The following is a 14323-nucleotide window of genomic DNA, read 5'->3' as shown; positions in this document are numbered from 1 at the left end:
TTTGGTTGTGTGACCGGATCGATAAGATCCTTATTTTTTGGTGCTGATCAGGCCATAACGGACCAGCAGCTTATCCTCCAGACGCTTGAAGCAGAAATGGTCGGATATCGTACCCAGCACAGCGATGATAATGACGATGCAAAGCATCAGCGCCGTATCCGCCAGATTGCGTCCGTCCTGAAGCAGTTGGCCAAGCCCCACGCCTTTGGCGATCAATTCGCCGGCAACCAGCGCCCGCCAGGCAAACGCCCAGGCAACGCGCACACCAGTCATCATATGGGGGAAAGCGGCGGGGACCATCACCTGATAGAACATCCGCAGTCCATTCCCGGTGCCCATCGTTTGCGCTGCCTTAATATAAAGGGTCGGAATGTTCTTGATCCCGGTCCGGCTCGCCATGGCCATGGTCCAGGTCGCCCCGAGCGTGGTGATAAAGATTACGGCAAAATCGCTCATGCCAAACCAGATAATCGCAAACGGGAGCCAGGCGATGCTCGGAATCGTCTGTAGCGCAACGACCAGAAAGCCGATCGTATCGTCAATAAGACGATAGCGCGCGAACAAAAAGCCGAGCACCGTGCCGACCACGATCGCCAGAATAAAGGCCATCAGAAGTCTCTTCAAACTTTGATAGGTAGCCTCCAGCAGCTGTCCGTGAACCAGCCCGTCATAGAATGCCTGGAAGGTCTGAAGCACGGAAGGGAACTTCCAGCCCCAGTCGAAAATTCTATATCCCGCTTCCCATGCTATCAGCAGAAGAATCAGAAAGAGGCTTCTTCTTAATGCTGTACTCATCGCCCATCTCCTCCTTTACCACTTTTTCAAGTTCATCGGCCAACGCTTCCATAACGCTGGCTTCTACGTGGTGCAAGACGGAATCGGAGTAATCCCGGGGACGAGCCGCCCTCACGGCGAACTCTTTCTTAATCGTGCCCGGTCGGGTCGACATGACGAGCACACGGTCCGAGAGGACAACCGCTTCCCGGATATTATGCGTAATAAACAGAATGGTCTTGCGCGTGCGCATCCAGATTTCTTCTAATTCTTTATGCAAAATCAGTCGGGTCTGCTCGTCCAGCGCCGCGAAAGGCTCGTCCATCAATAAAATTTCAGGGTCCATAGCCAGCGCGCGGGCTATGGCCGCCCGCTGCTTCATACCTCCGGAGAGCTCATGGGGATAACGGTCGGCAAACTTGCTGAGGTGTACCGCTTTAATCTGCTCCATTGCCAAAGCTTCGCGTTCTTTTTTTCCTATGCCTTTTTGTTTTAAACCGAAGGCTACGTTATCGAGAACCGTCAGCCATGGAAACAGCGCATGTTCCTGAAACACAACGACGCGGTCGGGCCCCGGCGTACTGCACGGTTTTCCATTCACGGTAATCGTCCCTTGCTCGGCTTGCTCCAGTCCGGCAACGAGATTCAACAAGGTCGATTTGCCGCAGCCGGAAGGTCCGAGCAGCGAAACGAATTCGCCTTTGTTGATCGTGAGCGATACATTGTCTATGGCCGTAAAGGTGCCTCCCGTGCGCTGATGAAACGTTTTGCTGACGTTTTTGATTTCAATCAACGTGGTCACTCTCCTTGATATGCGAACAATCATACCAACTAATTTTATAGGAATTAAAAGTCTTGTCAACACCATTTTTTGCAGGATTTCGACAGAAATATGTCGTATTGTATATAAGTATGTCCATTATTTTCCTTATGAATAGAAAGGTTTGAATGACGATGAATCGGATTAAACGCGTTTTTTGGATGGCAGCTTTAATGGGGAGCACTTTTACCGCAGGGGTATATGCAGAGGATGTGCTGCAGAAGGTGGAGGCTTATTTGCGTCCGGATTTCCGGTTGGTGCTGGACGGCAAGCCTGTTCAATTGTCGGGCCCGCCGCTGATTTATGAAGACAAAAGCTATTTGCCTTTAGCTGAACTGGGACGCCTGATGGGGGCCAACGTCTTGTGGAGGGGCGAGACCAAAACGATTTATATTAACAGCCGGATCAACCCGGAGCAGAAGGTGGAGGAGCGGAATCCGAACTATGAATCCATCGAGCTCTATAATCCGTATTCCATCACACTGAAATATCTCGGGGCGGAATACCCGATGCTGATTACATACAACAACAGTTCGACCAACTATGCCCCGTATTACCGGGAGTCGGACGTCAAGCGAATGGGTATAGACACCAACGGTCTGAATAAGGCCAAGGAGCGCTTGACAGGCGCATTATTCATCAGTGAGAGCGAATTGAATAAAAGGCTGCGTGAGACCCCTGAACAGGTGTATTCCGCCGACTACGAATCGTATGTCATCAATGGGGAGCTTCATCCCGAGAAGCTGAAAATGCTGCGGAGCCATGTTAAAAACACCCTTGTCGCGAATTACGACAACATATATATGTATAGAAAGCCGATCATTATCGATAAAGTAACAGGCGAAGAGGATATGTACGATTATTACTATCTGGAAACGGTACGCGCGCAGGATGGCTACGTTTTCGAACGCTATTGGAAAGACCGGCTTAAGGTGAATAAAAACTCCGATTGGCTGAATACGAGCTATACAGTGAATATTTACTCGAAGACGGATCTGGAGGACGAAGCGATCAAGCGGGAGAATCCTTAAGTTTCCCGAGACTCCCGATGAAGCGTTACCGCTTGCCGTCTATACAACCCGGTATATAGCGTTGTACCGCAATAGGATAAATTCAACACGTTCTCGCTCAGGAAACAGCTCCTGGGCGATGTTTTGTTTTACAAGCCTTCCGTTGTTTATCGGCCTCAGTTTCTCCTTCCTCTTGTTTCCCTGTGCCAGGCCTTTCAAAAAATTAGGTTCGAATTTCGTAAAAAAGACAATAATCCAAGTTGCTAAAACATATGATTCATAATAAGATAGAACTAAGAAACAGAAAAATCAGAAAATTCTATCAAAGATATTGCAGGTTGGATCCGCTACTCGTCGTTATCATAGACAATGTCTGACCCAGCAATGTTCAACGCAACCGATGAAACTTTGTTCTTGCTATTCTACCTGAGGAGGGATTGCCGTGAGTAAAAGTCATGAAGTGGAATATTGCAACCTTGAGTTACGATTTGATCGTCGGCTAATCCGTAACTTCATCAAAACACTTATACAAGAAGGTTATTCCTTGTATTGGAATGAAAGTGATCAGCAATTTATCGTTTCCATCCGGACCGGCCGCAAGCTGGTAAAATTAAAATTCCAAAGGATAGGAGAAAGGTACAAGATTGTTGGCAACTACTCCTTTAAGGATGAGAAGCTCGCGGAGCTCATGGAGAAAATGATCGGGGATACACGAGGTCATGCTGTCGTCAAACGCTTTAAAGACCGGCAAATCCTGATCGAAAACATCATGTTCGGCCAAATCATTCGGATGGTGGAAATCTCGGGGGTGGAGCATAAAGTGTTATTCCAAAAAGAACCTGTCGTAACGGTGGAGGAAATGATGCAGGCGTTCCGTTCCAGACGTCCGGATGAACGTATCCCGGTGTTGAGGCTGGAGCTTGATTACGAACTGGCCGTTCTGCACGAAGCGCTGCAGAACGGAGACCGCGAAACCGCCGATGCATGTAAAGAAAGGTTGAAGGAGCTAAGGCATGAAATGCTACTGCTTGAAATGTGAATACGAAATGTGAAACGGCCTGTGTATCCGCACGGGCCGTTTCGTATGTCAGCCTGAATGAAGAATGCAGCGGAAAGGAACGGTAAAAAGAGGTCCGCGAGACGAAAGAAAGATGAATAAAAAGAGCATTGTTAACGTGTGCAATTCTGTGTTATGATTACAGCAAAGAGGTGGTTGGATTATGAGCAGCGTTACGATCAAGGATATCGCCAAGCTGGCCGGCGTATCGCACACAACCGTTTCCCGGGCGCTGAACGACAGTCCGCTGATTAATCCGGAAACGAAGGAACGGATCAAAGCGATTGCCGGAAGCCTGCAGTACACGCCCAATTACAGCGCCCGCAGTTTGGTGCTGGATCGTTCCTACAACCTGGGGCTGTTTTTTTCGACTCTGCGTACGGGTACTTCCGCAGGATTTTTGTACGAGGCGATCAAAGGCGTGAATGACGTCATTAAAGATGAATATAATTTGATCGTTCGCGGGATCGACGACTACAAAAGCTTTCATCAGGTGAACCGGAAAAGCTTCGACGGCATTATCGTGATGAGCCAAAGCGCAAGCGACCAGCCGTTCATTGAATATGCCGCGGAGAAAGGCATTCCGCTTATCGTATTGAACCGTGAAATCGAGGACGTCCAGGTCATGAATGTTGTGCCGGACGATCAAAGCGGAGCCTTTCGGATGACGGAGTATTTAATTCAACAGGGGCACCGCAGAATTGCCATTATTGAAGGCAAGGAAGGCTTCAAATCGACTCAATCCCGCCGCGACGGTTATCTTGAAGCGCTAAGGAAATATCATGTGGCGTTTTCAGAAGCTATGTCGGCGCAGGGAAATTATGATCTGGAAAGCGGCTATGCCGCGATGAACCGGCTGCTGGATCTGCCGGAGCGTCCCACAGCCGTATTTTGCTGCAATGACGATATGGCTCTCGGGGCCGTGAAAGCCATAACCGAACGCGGGCTCAAGGTGCCGGACGACCTTTCGGTCGTCGGTTTCGACGATCAACTGTTCTCCGCTTTCATGACGCCGGCTTTGACGACGATCAGAAGACCGATCGAAGAGATGAGCCGGGCGGGGGCGGCAAAATTGCTTGCGTTTATTGAAAGCAAGCAATTGGAGCATGAGACCGTCTACTTTCACACGGAGCTCGTCATCCGGGACTCTGTCAAAACCATCGCAGGAGGCTGACAAGAGCAATGAGCATATTAAGAGAACTGCTTCAAGATATCCCGATTCCGCAAGTAGTCAAGATCCGGCAAAAATTCAATGGAGACAAGCTGGAGAATCCGGTCGAAGAGTTGGTTAAAGAGCTTGGGAAGCCCGGGGCGATCGACCGAATCAAGCCGGGGCAGCAGGTCGCCGTCGCTGTGGGCAGCCGGGGCGTGGCTAATATCGCCGCGTTGACCAAAACGACGATAGATGCGATTAAACAGGCGGGAGCGCACCCGTTTATCGTTCCGTGCATGGGAAGCCACGGAGGAGCAACGGCTGAGGGGCAGAGGGAGGTGCTCCATCACCTTGGCATAACCGAGGAAGCGATGGGCGCGCCGATCCGTTCCTCCATGGAAGTGGTGAAGATCGATCAGCTTCCCAACGGTCTGCCGGTGTATGTGGACAAGTATGCTTCGGAAGCGGACGCGATTATCGTTATTAACCGTGTGAAACCGCACACCGCCTTCCGCGGGCCGATCGAAAGCGGAATTATGAAAATGATTTCCATCGGCCTCGGCAAACAGAAGGGGGCGGAAGCGTGCCATCAGCTCGGATTTAAATATATGGCGGAGAATGTGCCTGCCATGGCGCGCATTATGCTGGACAAACTGCCGATCGTATTCGGAATTGCGCTGGTTGAGAACGCCTATGACCAAACGTGTATCGTCGAGGTTCTGCCCGCGGAGCAAATCGAGGAGCGCGAGATCGAACTATTGAAGATCGCCAAAGCACGGCTGCCTAAAATTTTATTCGATCAAATCGATGTGCTGGTCATTGATTATATCGGAAAAAATATTAGCGGAGACGGCATGGACCCGAACGTGACCGGCCGCTATCCTACGCCTTATGCGCATGGCGGACCGGACGTATCCAAGATGGTTGTCCTCGATACGACGCCGGAGACCAAAGGCAATGCAAACGGGGTGGGAACGGCCGATTTTACAACCCAGCGCCTGGTGGATAAAATGGATCTGGCTGCCACGTATGCCAATGGCCTGACGTCTACCGTTTGTGCGCCGACCAAAATTGCGACGACGCTCGAAAACGATTTTTACGCCATCAAAGCCGCAATAAAAACATGCAACATTCTGGATTATACCAAATGCCGCTTGGTACGGATTCAAGACACGCTGCACCTCGGTGAAATCGAGATTTCCGTGAATTTGCTGGAAGAAGCAAGGCTTCATCCGGACATTGAGATTTTAACCGAACCATACGACTTGCCATTCAACAAGGAAGGGAACTTGATTTAAATGATTGGTTCGTCAGTACAAAAGCCTTATATCATTTCAGCGGATATCGGCACCACGAGCACCAAAACGCTTGTGATCGACCGGAGCGGCAGAGTGCTTGCTTCTCATTCCGTGGAATATCCTTTGTTTACGCCTGCGCCTGATATGGCCGAGCAGGATCCGGATGAAATATTCCAAGCGGTGCTGACCGCTGTTCGTACGGTGGTACGCAAAGCCGCCGTTCTGCCGGGGCAGGTGCTGTGTGTATCGTTCAGCTCGGCGATGCACAGTCTGATGGCGGTGGATAAGGAACTGCGGCCGCTGACACGCTGCATCACTTGGGCGGATAACCGCAGTGCAGCTTACGTGAAGGTGCTGAAAGAAGAGTTAAATGGACTTGATATTTACCGGAATACGGGAACGCCGATTCATCCGATGTCCCCGCTGCTTAAGCTGATGTGGTTCCGCGACCATCGGCCCGACCTGTTCGATCAGGCCTACAAATTTATCGGAATTAAAGAATATGTATTTGCCAGGCTGTTCGGTAAGCTGGTCATCGATTATTCCATAGCCAGCGCCACGGGGTTGTTCAATCTGCGCAGGCTGGAATGGGACGAAGGAGCGCTCGCGGCCTGCGGCGTTCGACGCGAACAGCTGTCTGACCCGGTACCCACGACCTGCATCCTGCAGGGCATGAACGCGAATGCTGCGGCTTCGATGGGGCTCGCGGAAGATACTCCATTTGTAGTGGGGGCTTCCGACGGCGTTCTGGCGAACCTCGGCGTAGGAGCCCTGGACCAGGGAGTGTATGCCGTGACTATAGGGACAAGCGGCGCTGTGAGAGGCGTCGTGCGCGAGCCGGTGACAGATCCGCAAGGCCGGTTGTTCTGCTATGCCTTAAAGGAGGATTTCTGGGTCGTCGGAGGGGCGATCAACAACGGCGGCATCATGTTCCGCTGGGTGCGAGACCAGTTAGCCACGGCGGAAGCGGAAGAAGGCCGGCGCCGCGGAATGGATCCGTATGATTACTTAACGGCGCTGGCGCGCGAAGTATCTGCGGGCTCGGACGGATTGATCTTTCTTCCGCTGCTGTCCGGAGAACGCGCGCCTTATTGGAACGCGAATGCTCGCGGCGTCTTTTTCGGATTATCCTTGTATCATCAGAAGAAACACATGATTCGCGCCGTGCTCGAAGGCGTCATGTACCGGATCCATTCGGTCGTGAAGGCTCTTGAGGAACTGGGCGGTCCGACCAGGGAAGTGCGCGCCTCGGGAGGGTTTGCAAGATCGCCTTTCTGGCTGCAGATGATGGCCGATGTGCTTGGCACGGACGTCGCCGTACCGAATACCATTGAGAGTTCCGGTCTCGGGGCGGCCCAGTTAGGCATGCTGGCGCTTGGAGAGATTGCAGACTTCTCCAGCGTGCATGATTGGATGCATGTGGAACAGTCGCTTCAGGCCAGTGAGCGGAACCACGAAATATATCGACAGTTGACAAAAATTTATAATCGTGTGTACCATCAGTTGAAGGACGAGTTTGATGCCATCGCCGCTTTCCAATTGACGCACACGCAATCCTAAGGGGGCTTTTCGACCATGAGCATGAATTTATTCGATCTTACGGGAAAAACAGCCGTCATCATCGGCGGCAACAGTACTTTGGGCGGCGCCATGGCGGTCGGCTTGGGCGGACACGGCGCGGATGTGGCGATTGTAGGACGCAACATGGAGAAATCCGAAGAGGTGGCCAAGCGTGTGGAGGAGGCGGGAGGTAAAGCGCGATGCTTCTCTGCCGACGCGACCAACGCAGACGATCTGAGGCGGGTATTGTCGGAGGTTCTGGCTTGGACGGGCCGCTGCGACGTGCTGATGAACTGTCCCGGAATGAACAGCCCGACGCCGTTCTTTGAGCTGCAGATGGACGAATGGGATGCGATCATGGATGTAAATCTGAAAAGCGTGGTGTTGGCTTGTCAAATTTTTGGGAAGCATATGGTTGATAAAGGCGAGGGAGGCAGCATCATCAATATTTCCTCCGTTTCCTCCGAGCCTCCGCTCTCCCGCGTATTCACTTATTCCGCTTCCAAAGCGGCGGTCAACAACGTGACGCAGTTTTTGGCGCGCGAATTTGCGCCGGCGCGAGTGCGCGTGAACGCTATTATTCCAGGCTTCTTCCCGGCTGAGCAGAACCGTAAGATCCTGTCGCCCGACCGGGTTGATGCGATCATGAGGCACACGCCGATGAACCGGTTCGGCGAAGCGGAGGAGCTTCAGGGGGCTGCCGTGTATTTGGCCTCGGAGAAGGCGTCCGGCTTTGTTACGGGAGCCCTTCTTCGGGTGGACGGGGGCTTCGGGGCGATGACGATCTAGAGAGAGCTGCTTTTCTTTTTGAAATCGTCAGCAATTCAATAAGGATAAGGAAGGAAGAGAGAGACTTATGTCGAAACAACAGGTTGGCGTAATCGGACTTGCTGTCATGGGCAAGAATTTGGCTTTGAATATCGAAAGCAGAGGATTCAGCGTTTCCGTATACAACCGTTCCCGCGAAAAAACCGATGCGCTGTTGTCCGAATCGCCGGGCAAGCGATTGGTCGGTACATACAGCATTGAGGAATTCGTCGCTTCGCTTGAGAAACCGCGTAAAATCTTGATCATGGTCCAAGCCGGAAAGGCGACCGACGATACGATTAATCAGTTGATTCCCCATCTTGAGCAGGGGGATATTATCATCGACGGCGGCAACGCGTTCTTCCCGGACACGCAGCGCCGTAATAAAGAATTGCAGGCGCACGGCCTCCGTTTTATCGGTACCGGCGTATCGGGTGGCGAAGAAGGCGCTTTGAAAGGACCGGCGATTATGCCAGGAGGACAGAAGGATGCCTACGAGTTGGTGGCTCCGATTCTGACAGCCATTTCCGCTAAAGTAAACGGCGACCCTTGCTGCACATACATTGGTCCGGACGGCGCTGGCCACTACGTCAAAATGGTGCATAACGGAATTGAGTATGGAGATATGCAGTTGATTTGCGAAGCTTATCAGCTGCTGAAGGACGTCCTGGGCGTTAATACTCGGGAGCTTCATGAAATATTCGCCGACTGGAACAAAGGCGAATTGGACAGCTATCTGATTGAGATTACGGCGGATATTTTCACCAAATATGATCAGGAAACGGGCAAACCGATGGTTGATGTCATTCTCGACTCGGCCGGCCAAAAGGGAACAGGCAAATGGACCAGCCAAAGCGCACTTGATCTCGGCGTGCCGCTTTCCATCATCACCGAGTCGGTATTTTCCCGCTTCCTTTCCGCCATGAAAGAAGAACGGGTGGCCGCAAGCAAGGTGCTTAACGGTCCGAAGCTGGCAGTATTCGAAGGCGACCGCAAGGAATTTATCGAAGCCGTGCGCAAAGCGCTGTATGCGAGCAAAATTTGCTCCTACGCACAGGGCTTCGCTCAAATGAGAGCCGCAAGCGAAGAATACGGATGGGATCTGCAATACGGCAACATCGCCATGATTTTCCGCGGCGGCTGCATTATCCGCGCCCGATTCCTGCAAAACATCAAGGATGCGTATGACCGCAATCCGGAACTTAAAAACCTTCTGCTTGACGAGTACTTCAAGGGGATCGTGGAAAACTATCAGGAAGCATGGAGAACCGTGGTGGCGACCGCCATTAGCCGCGGCATTCCGGTGCCAGCCTTCGCTTCCGCGCTGGCCTATTACGACAGCTATCGGACGGAGCGTCTGCCTGCTAATCTGCTGCAAGCGCAGCGGGACTATTTTGGAGCTCATACGTTCAAGCGCGTGGACAAAGAAGGAACCTTCCATTACCAATGGATGGAAAACTAAGCCTTCTCATCATTTAGAGCGGCCTGCCTGAGCGAACGGGTTCTGGCCGGATGCAATCCGTAAGAGGCCTCGGCCAGCCAAAGCTTCAGCCGGTCGGCATCCTGATCGAATCCGTTGCGCCGTTGAATCAGCATCAGGGCGATTTCAGCAAAATAGCGAAAGTTTTGAAGTAGTCGTGGCTGGGAAAGATCTTTTAAATTCGGATCTTCCTCGGCCACCTTTTTTTTAATGAATTCGAGCATCCAGACAATGTCTTCCTTGCAAAGGGGCGTGGAAGAATCTAAGATTTGCTGGAGCTTCAGATCTGTTGCCAAGGGTGCGGGAACCTTCGGGTTCGAGAGGGCATCGGGTACCATAATAAAGGATCTCCTTTCGCAGCTATACAGCATTATCAGCTTGACTGTTTAAGCTGGGATTTATTCACATCCATCATATGTGTTCACTAAACTTTCTATTCACGTTGGGACAAGCTGTGATATGATAGGGTAAGTTTAAAGACTTTAGCCAGAGGTGCAGCATGGAAATGAACCGCAATATTGTACTGGTCGGTTTGATGGGATCGGGCAAATCGACAGTAGGACAAGCGCTGTCCGCCAAGTTGGGCTGGACCTATGTCGACACGGATTCAGAGATCGTAAGAAGCCAAGGCATGAGCATCAGCGACATGTTTGCCAAGTTGGGAGAAGAGGCGTTTCGGAAGGCGGAAAGCGAAATCATAGGGAATGTGCTGAAGCGAAGCGAGCAGGTTGTCTCTACGGGCGGCGGAGCGGTACTGCTTGAACTGAACCGCCTTGCCATGAAAGAGAACGGGTTTGTCGTTGCTCTCTTTGCCTCGGTAGAGACTATTATCGAGCGCGTTAAAGGGGATCAAAACCGCCCGCTTCTTCAAGGTCATCTGGAGGAACGGGTAAAACACATTGCGAAAAGCAGGGAACATGCTTACGACTTTGCGGATTTGAAGGTGGATACGGATGGCTTACCGGTAGACCGTATCGTCGAGATCATATGCAGCAGAATAGGAAACGCTTAGAGCGTTTCCCATTCCAGCATCCCGCCGGTCATGTTTTTGAGTCCTTTGAAGCCTTGCGCTTCCAGGTATTCATAGGCTCTGCCGCTTCGGTTGCCGCTGCGGCAGACGAGAATCGTTTCTCCATCCTGCGGAATTTCCGCAAGCCGTTCGGGAATTTGCATGAGGGGAATCGACTTCGCGCCCGGAATCATCCCGAGAGCGATTTCTTCCGGTTCGCGGACATCAAGAATAAAAAGCTTCTCGCCGCTCTCGATTCGCTGTTTGACTTCTGCTGGAGTGATCGTCTGCATGGAATAGTCCTCCTTATGGGGATAGCCTTATGGCGAATGAATTCATCATAACGATTTCATCATAATGAAAAAATAGAAGCTGTGTCAAACCTATTCATGCCGCACACCAGGAGGGATATAGAGATGACAGCAGTATACATAGGTCTGGCGGGTGTGGCCGGAGCCTTGGCCCGCTACGGGATGTCTCTTGCTTTAAACCATGGGAACTCACATTTCCCTTGGGGGACGCTGCTGTGCAATCTTGCCGGTTGTTTGCTGCTGGGCCGATTCGCTTATTCTGTGAGACTGGGCCGGTATCCCCGGATCAGAGCTGCCGTGACGACGGGATTTATCGGATCGTTCACGACGTTTTCCACCCTAAGCTGGGAGTTTTTTGAATTGCTTGGGCACGGACAGTATGCAAGCACCGCGGTTTACTTTTTGATCAGCTTATGGGGCGGGCTGTTGTGCGTTCATCTTGGCCGACGTTCCCATGTCCTGTTTGCGAAAAGGGGTTCTGCCGAGTGATGTCGAATACATTGCTGTATATGGTTTTGGTGGCCGCTGGAGGCTTCGGGGGAGCGATCAGCCGATATTGGATGAGCGGGAGGATCGCCAAGCGGTTTCCCGGCCCGATTCCTTACGGTACGCTTTCAGTTAATGTCCTGGGAGCCTTTTTGCTCGGCTGGCTATGGGGCCATGGGGCGGATACCCGGATGATGGCTCTGCTCGGAAGCGGATTTCTCGGGGCTTTCACCACATTTTCCACTTTCAAGCTGGAGTCTTGGGACCTGATGGCGCAAGGCCGCAAGCGTTCCGCCTGGATATATATGGGACTCACTTATACGGCGGGGATAGCCTTTGTTTATTTAGGATACATCATATAAGGAGAGATACTTACGATGAGAGCAATTGTTAAACCAACGCCGCGCCTGGAAGGAACGATCAATGCGCTGTCTTCCAAAAATTACACGACTCGCTATTTGCTGATCGGCGCACTGGCGGATGGAACGAGCACCGTGTACTACCCGGCTCACAGCGAGGACAGCGATGCGATGCGCCGATGCATCCGTGATCTGGGAGCGGTGATTGAAGAGGACGATGAGAAAATGACGATTCGCGGCTTCGGCCGCAATCCTAAACATGTGAAAGAGCTGAACGTTGGCAATGCGGGGGCTGTGCTGCGATTTTTGATGTCCGTGGCCGCTTTTTGCCCCGAAGTGACCTTTGTGAATACCTATCCGGACTCACTCGGAAAAAGACCTCATGACGACTTGATCGACGCTCTGCAGCAAATGGGTGTCCAGGTGGAGCATCGGGACGGCAAGCTTCCGATTACGATCCGCGGCGGGCAGCCGCGCGGCGGCAAGATCACGGTTTCCGGCAACGTCAGCTCGCAATTTTTAAGCTCGCTTTTGTTCATGACGCCGCTTTTGGAGGAAGACAGTGAAATTACGGTGCTTCATGACTTGAAATCCAAGGTCATTGTAGGGCAGACACTCGAAGTGATTGCGCAAGCGGGCATCCGGATCGAAGCTTCCGACGATCTGATGCATTACAAAATTCCCGGAAGACAGCAATATCTGCCGCAAAAGTATGTAGTACAAGGCGATTATCCGGGATCGGCTGCGATACTGGCTGCAGCCAGTGTTACAAATTCGGATGTCTCGGTACTTCGCCTTTCCAAGGACAGCAAGCAGGGAGAGCGAGCCGTGGTGGACGTGCTGCGGGCGATGGGCGTGAACTTGACTCACGAGAACGATGTCGTTCGCGTACGCGGCAGCCAAAAGCTGAAGGCCGGTGAGTTTGACGGCGATCATTTTACCGATGCAGTTCTGGCCATGGTGGCGGCATCCCTGTTTGCCGAAGGCACTTCCCGTTTTTACAATGTCGAGAATCTTCGCTATAAGGAATGCGACCGTATTACCGACTTTGTAACCGAGCTGCGCAAGGCGGGCGCGGATGTGGAAGAAAGACAAAGCGAAATCATTGTCCACGGTCGTCCGCAAGGCATTGCCGGCGGCGTGGAAATCAACGCGCATTACGATCACCGCGTCATTATGGCGCTGACGGTTGCAGGATTGCGTTCGGATAAGGGCCTTGTCATTAACGATGCGCATCATGTAGCCAAGTCGTACCCGCAATATTTTGAACATCTCCTCTCTCTGGGTGCGAACATCGAGCTCGTACAGGAATAAAAAAGCCAGGATGAATAATCCGTTTGCGGCCAGGCGGTGTTTAAATGATGACCATCTTGTGGAAAGGTATTCAAGTTACGTTAGGTCTCTTTCTGATTGCGGGACTGCTGTTTGCCAGCGGCGTTTTTGCCGTCCTGTTATACGGCAAAATCACCGGACAGGCATGGTTGAATGAACCCGTTTTAAGCGGACCCGTTGTCCATGCGGACCAATCGGCGCAGGGAGCTCCGACCCCTAGCGGGAATAACGCCGATGCTGCAGTAGAGAAGCCGGCAGAACCCAGACCCAAAAGCGTCGTGCTGGACGCGCCCGTTGTCCGCCAGCTTCCGGAGCTCCCTTCCGGCTGCGAGGTCACAAGCCTGACGATGCTGCTTCAGTATTACGGCGTGAACAAATCGAAGATGGAGCTTGCCAAAGAGATGAAGCGGGATGCAACTCCGATCCGTTACAACAAGGACGGCTCTATCGCTTATTGGGGCAACCCGAACCTGGGTTTTGTCGGAGAGGTGACGGGCGCGGGCAAAGGCTTCAGCATTTATCATACGGCATTGTTCGACCTGCTGAAGGCGTATGTGCCCACGGCTGTCGATATGACGCGGGAGCCGTTCTCTAAGCTTGAAGATCAATTGATTCAAGGCATTCCCTCTGTGGTGTGGACGACCATCGATTATAAAGTGCCGAGCAAATGGGTCGTATGGGATACGCCGATCGGACCGTTTCAATCCACCTTTATGGTGCATGCCGTATTGCTTGTGGGCTTTGACGAGCAGTATGTGTATGTGAATGATCCCCTGTCGGGAAAAGGCAAGCACAAGATTGAAAAAACACAATTTTTGGCAATCTGGGAAGCGATGGGGAGCCAGGCGCTCAGCTATACAAAATAAT

16 protein-coding genes are annotated in these 14323 nt (G+C 52.0%); 12 read left to right on the top strand and 4 right to left on the bottom strand.

Annotation, left to right across the window (positions count from 1 at the left end; genetic code table 11):
• Window positions 1-30: 30 nt before the first annotated feature.
• Window positions 31-795 carry an ABC transporter permease gene (locus EXW96_RS12445; RefSeq protein ID WP_217437343.1) on the bottom strand — a complete coding sequence of 255 codons (765 nt, stop codon included), beginning with the start codon at window positions 793-795 and terminating at the stop codon, window positions 31-33.
• Window positions 728-1567, bottom strand: coding sequence for an ABC transporter ATP-binding protein (locus EXW96_RS12440; RefSeq protein ID WP_062407799.1), 840 nt, complete (start codon window positions 1565-1567; stop codon window positions 728-730). Before EXW96_RS12440 ends, EXW96_RS12445 begins: the two co-directional genes overlap by 68 nt.
• Before the next feature lie 161 nt (window positions 1568-1728).
• Between EXW96_RS12440 and EXW96_RS12435 the strand changes: the two genes are divergently transcribed.
• From EXW96_RS12435 to gndA, 7 genes are all read left to right on the top strand, one after another.
• Window positions 1729-2625 carry a stalk domain-containing protein gene (locus EXW96_RS12435; protein ID WP_062410870.1) on the top strand — a complete coding sequence of 299 codons (897 nt, stop codon included), beginning with the start codon at window positions 1729-1731 and terminating at the stop codon, window positions 2623-2625.
• A gap of 421 nt (window positions 2626-3046) precedes the next feature.
• Window positions 3047-3643, top strand: a complete 597-nt coding sequence (locus EXW96_RS12430; protein ID WP_054818031.1) for a hypothetical protein — start codon at window positions 3047-3049, stop codon at window positions 3641-3643.
• 181 nt (window positions 3644-3824) lie between these two features.
• Window positions 3825-4835, top strand: a complete 1011-nt coding sequence (locus tag EXW96_RS12425; protein WP_054818032.1) for a LacI family DNA-binding transcriptional regulator — start codon at window positions 3825-3827, stop codon at window positions 4833-4835.
• 8 nt (window positions 4836-4843) lie between these two features.
• Window positions 4844-6112: a nickel pincer cofactor-dependent isomerase, group 22 gene (locus EXW96_RS12420; protein WP_062407803.1), complete on the top strand. Its 1269-nt coding sequence runs from the start codon at window positions 4844-4846 to the stop codon at window positions 6110-6112.
• Complete coding sequence (gntK, locus tag EXW96_RS12415; RefSeq protein WP_074728192.1) at window positions 6113-7672, top strand: gluconokinase; 1560 nt, start codon at window positions 6113-6115, stop codon at window positions 7670-7672.
• Between the two features lie 21 nt (window positions 7673-7693).
• Window positions 7694-8461, top strand: coding sequence for an SDR family oxidoreductase (locus tag EXW96_RS12410; RefSeq protein ID WP_171005874.1), 768 nt, complete (start codon window positions 7694-7696; stop codon window positions 8459-8461).
• A gap of 67 nt (window positions 8462-8528) precedes the next feature.
• Window positions 8529-9941: an NADP-dependent phosphogluconate dehydrogenase gene (gene gndA / locus EXW96_RS12405; RefSeq protein ID WP_062407809.1), complete on the top strand. Its 1413-nt coding sequence runs from the start codon at window positions 8529-8531 to the stop codon at window positions 9939-9941.
• On the opposite strand, the gene EXW96_RS12400 is transcribed toward gndA, so the two are convergent.
• The gene (locus EXW96_RS12400; RefSeq protein ID WP_062407812.1) at window positions 9938-10297 is read right to left on the bottom strand and encodes a hypothetical protein; all 360 of its coding nucleotides are present in this window, start codon (window positions 10295-10297) and stop codon (window positions 9938-9940) included. The genes gndA and EXW96_RS12400 overlap by 4 nt on opposite strands.
• 167 nt (window positions 10298-10464) lie before the next feature.
• Here EXW96_RS12400 and EXW96_RS12395 point away from each other — a divergent pair, with 167 nt between their 5' ends.
• A complete protein-coding gene (locus tag EXW96_RS12395; protein ID WP_174350659.1) occupies window positions 10465-10971 on the top strand; it encodes a shikimate kinase in 507 nt (168 codons plus the stop codon).
• On the opposite strand, the gene EXW96_RS12390 is transcribed toward EXW96_RS12395, so the two are convergent.
• Window positions 10968-11261, bottom strand: a complete 294-nt coding sequence (locus EXW96_RS12390) for a rhodanese-like domain-containing protein (RefSeq protein ID WP_054818034.1) — start codon at window positions 11259-11261, stop codon at window positions 10968-10970. The two genes, EXW96_RS12395 and EXW96_RS12390, sit on opposite strands and share 4 nt — an antisense overlap.
• A 123-nt stretch (window positions 11262-11384) precedes the next feature.
• Here EXW96_RS12390 and EXW96_RS12385 point away from each other — a divergent pair, with 123 nt between their 5' ends.
• Genes EXW96_RS12385 through EXW96_RS12370 form a run of 4 tightly spaced genes read left to right on the top strand, consistent with a single transcriptional unit; the run spans window position 11385 to window position 14322 of the window.
• On the top strand, window positions 11385-11768 hold the full coding sequence (locus EXW96_RS12385; RefSeq protein WP_174350658.1) for a FluC/FEX family fluoride channel: 384 nt from the start codon (window positions 11385-11387) through the stop codon (window positions 11766-11768).
• The gene (gene crcB, locus EXW96_RS12380) at window positions 11768-12127 is read left to right on the top strand and encodes a fluoride efflux transporter CrcB (protein ID WP_074728190.1); all 360 of its coding nucleotides are present in this window, start codon (window positions 11768-11770) and stop codon (window positions 12125-12127) included. The genes EXW96_RS12385 and crcB overlap by 1 nt, the downstream gene beginning before the upstream one ends.
• Window positions 12128-12142: 15 nt before the next feature.
• Complete coding sequence (gene aroA, locus EXW96_RS12375) at window positions 12143-13438, top strand: 3-phosphoshikimate 1-carboxyvinyltransferase (protein WP_074728188.1); 1296 nt, start codon at window positions 12143-12145, stop codon at window positions 13436-13438.
• A 47-nt stretch (window positions 13439-13485) separates the two neighbouring features.
• Window positions 13486-14322 carry a C39 family peptidase gene (locus EXW96_RS12370; RefSeq protein ID WP_174350692.1) on the top strand — a complete coding sequence of 279 codons (837 nt, stop codon included), beginning with the start codon at window positions 13486-13488 and terminating at the stop codon, window positions 14320-14322.
• The last annotated feature ends 1 nt before the right edge of the window (window position 14323 follow it).

Source organism: Paenibacillus sp. JMULE4, from assembly GCF_013337105.1.
GTDB classification, from domain to species: domain Bacteria; phylum Bacillota; class Bacilli; order Paenibacillales; family NBRC-103111; genus Paenibacillus_G; species Paenibacillus_G naphthalenovorans.
The sequence above is the reverse complement of the archived record's forward strand: the minus strand, read 5'-3'. Positions and strand labels throughout refer to the sequence as shown.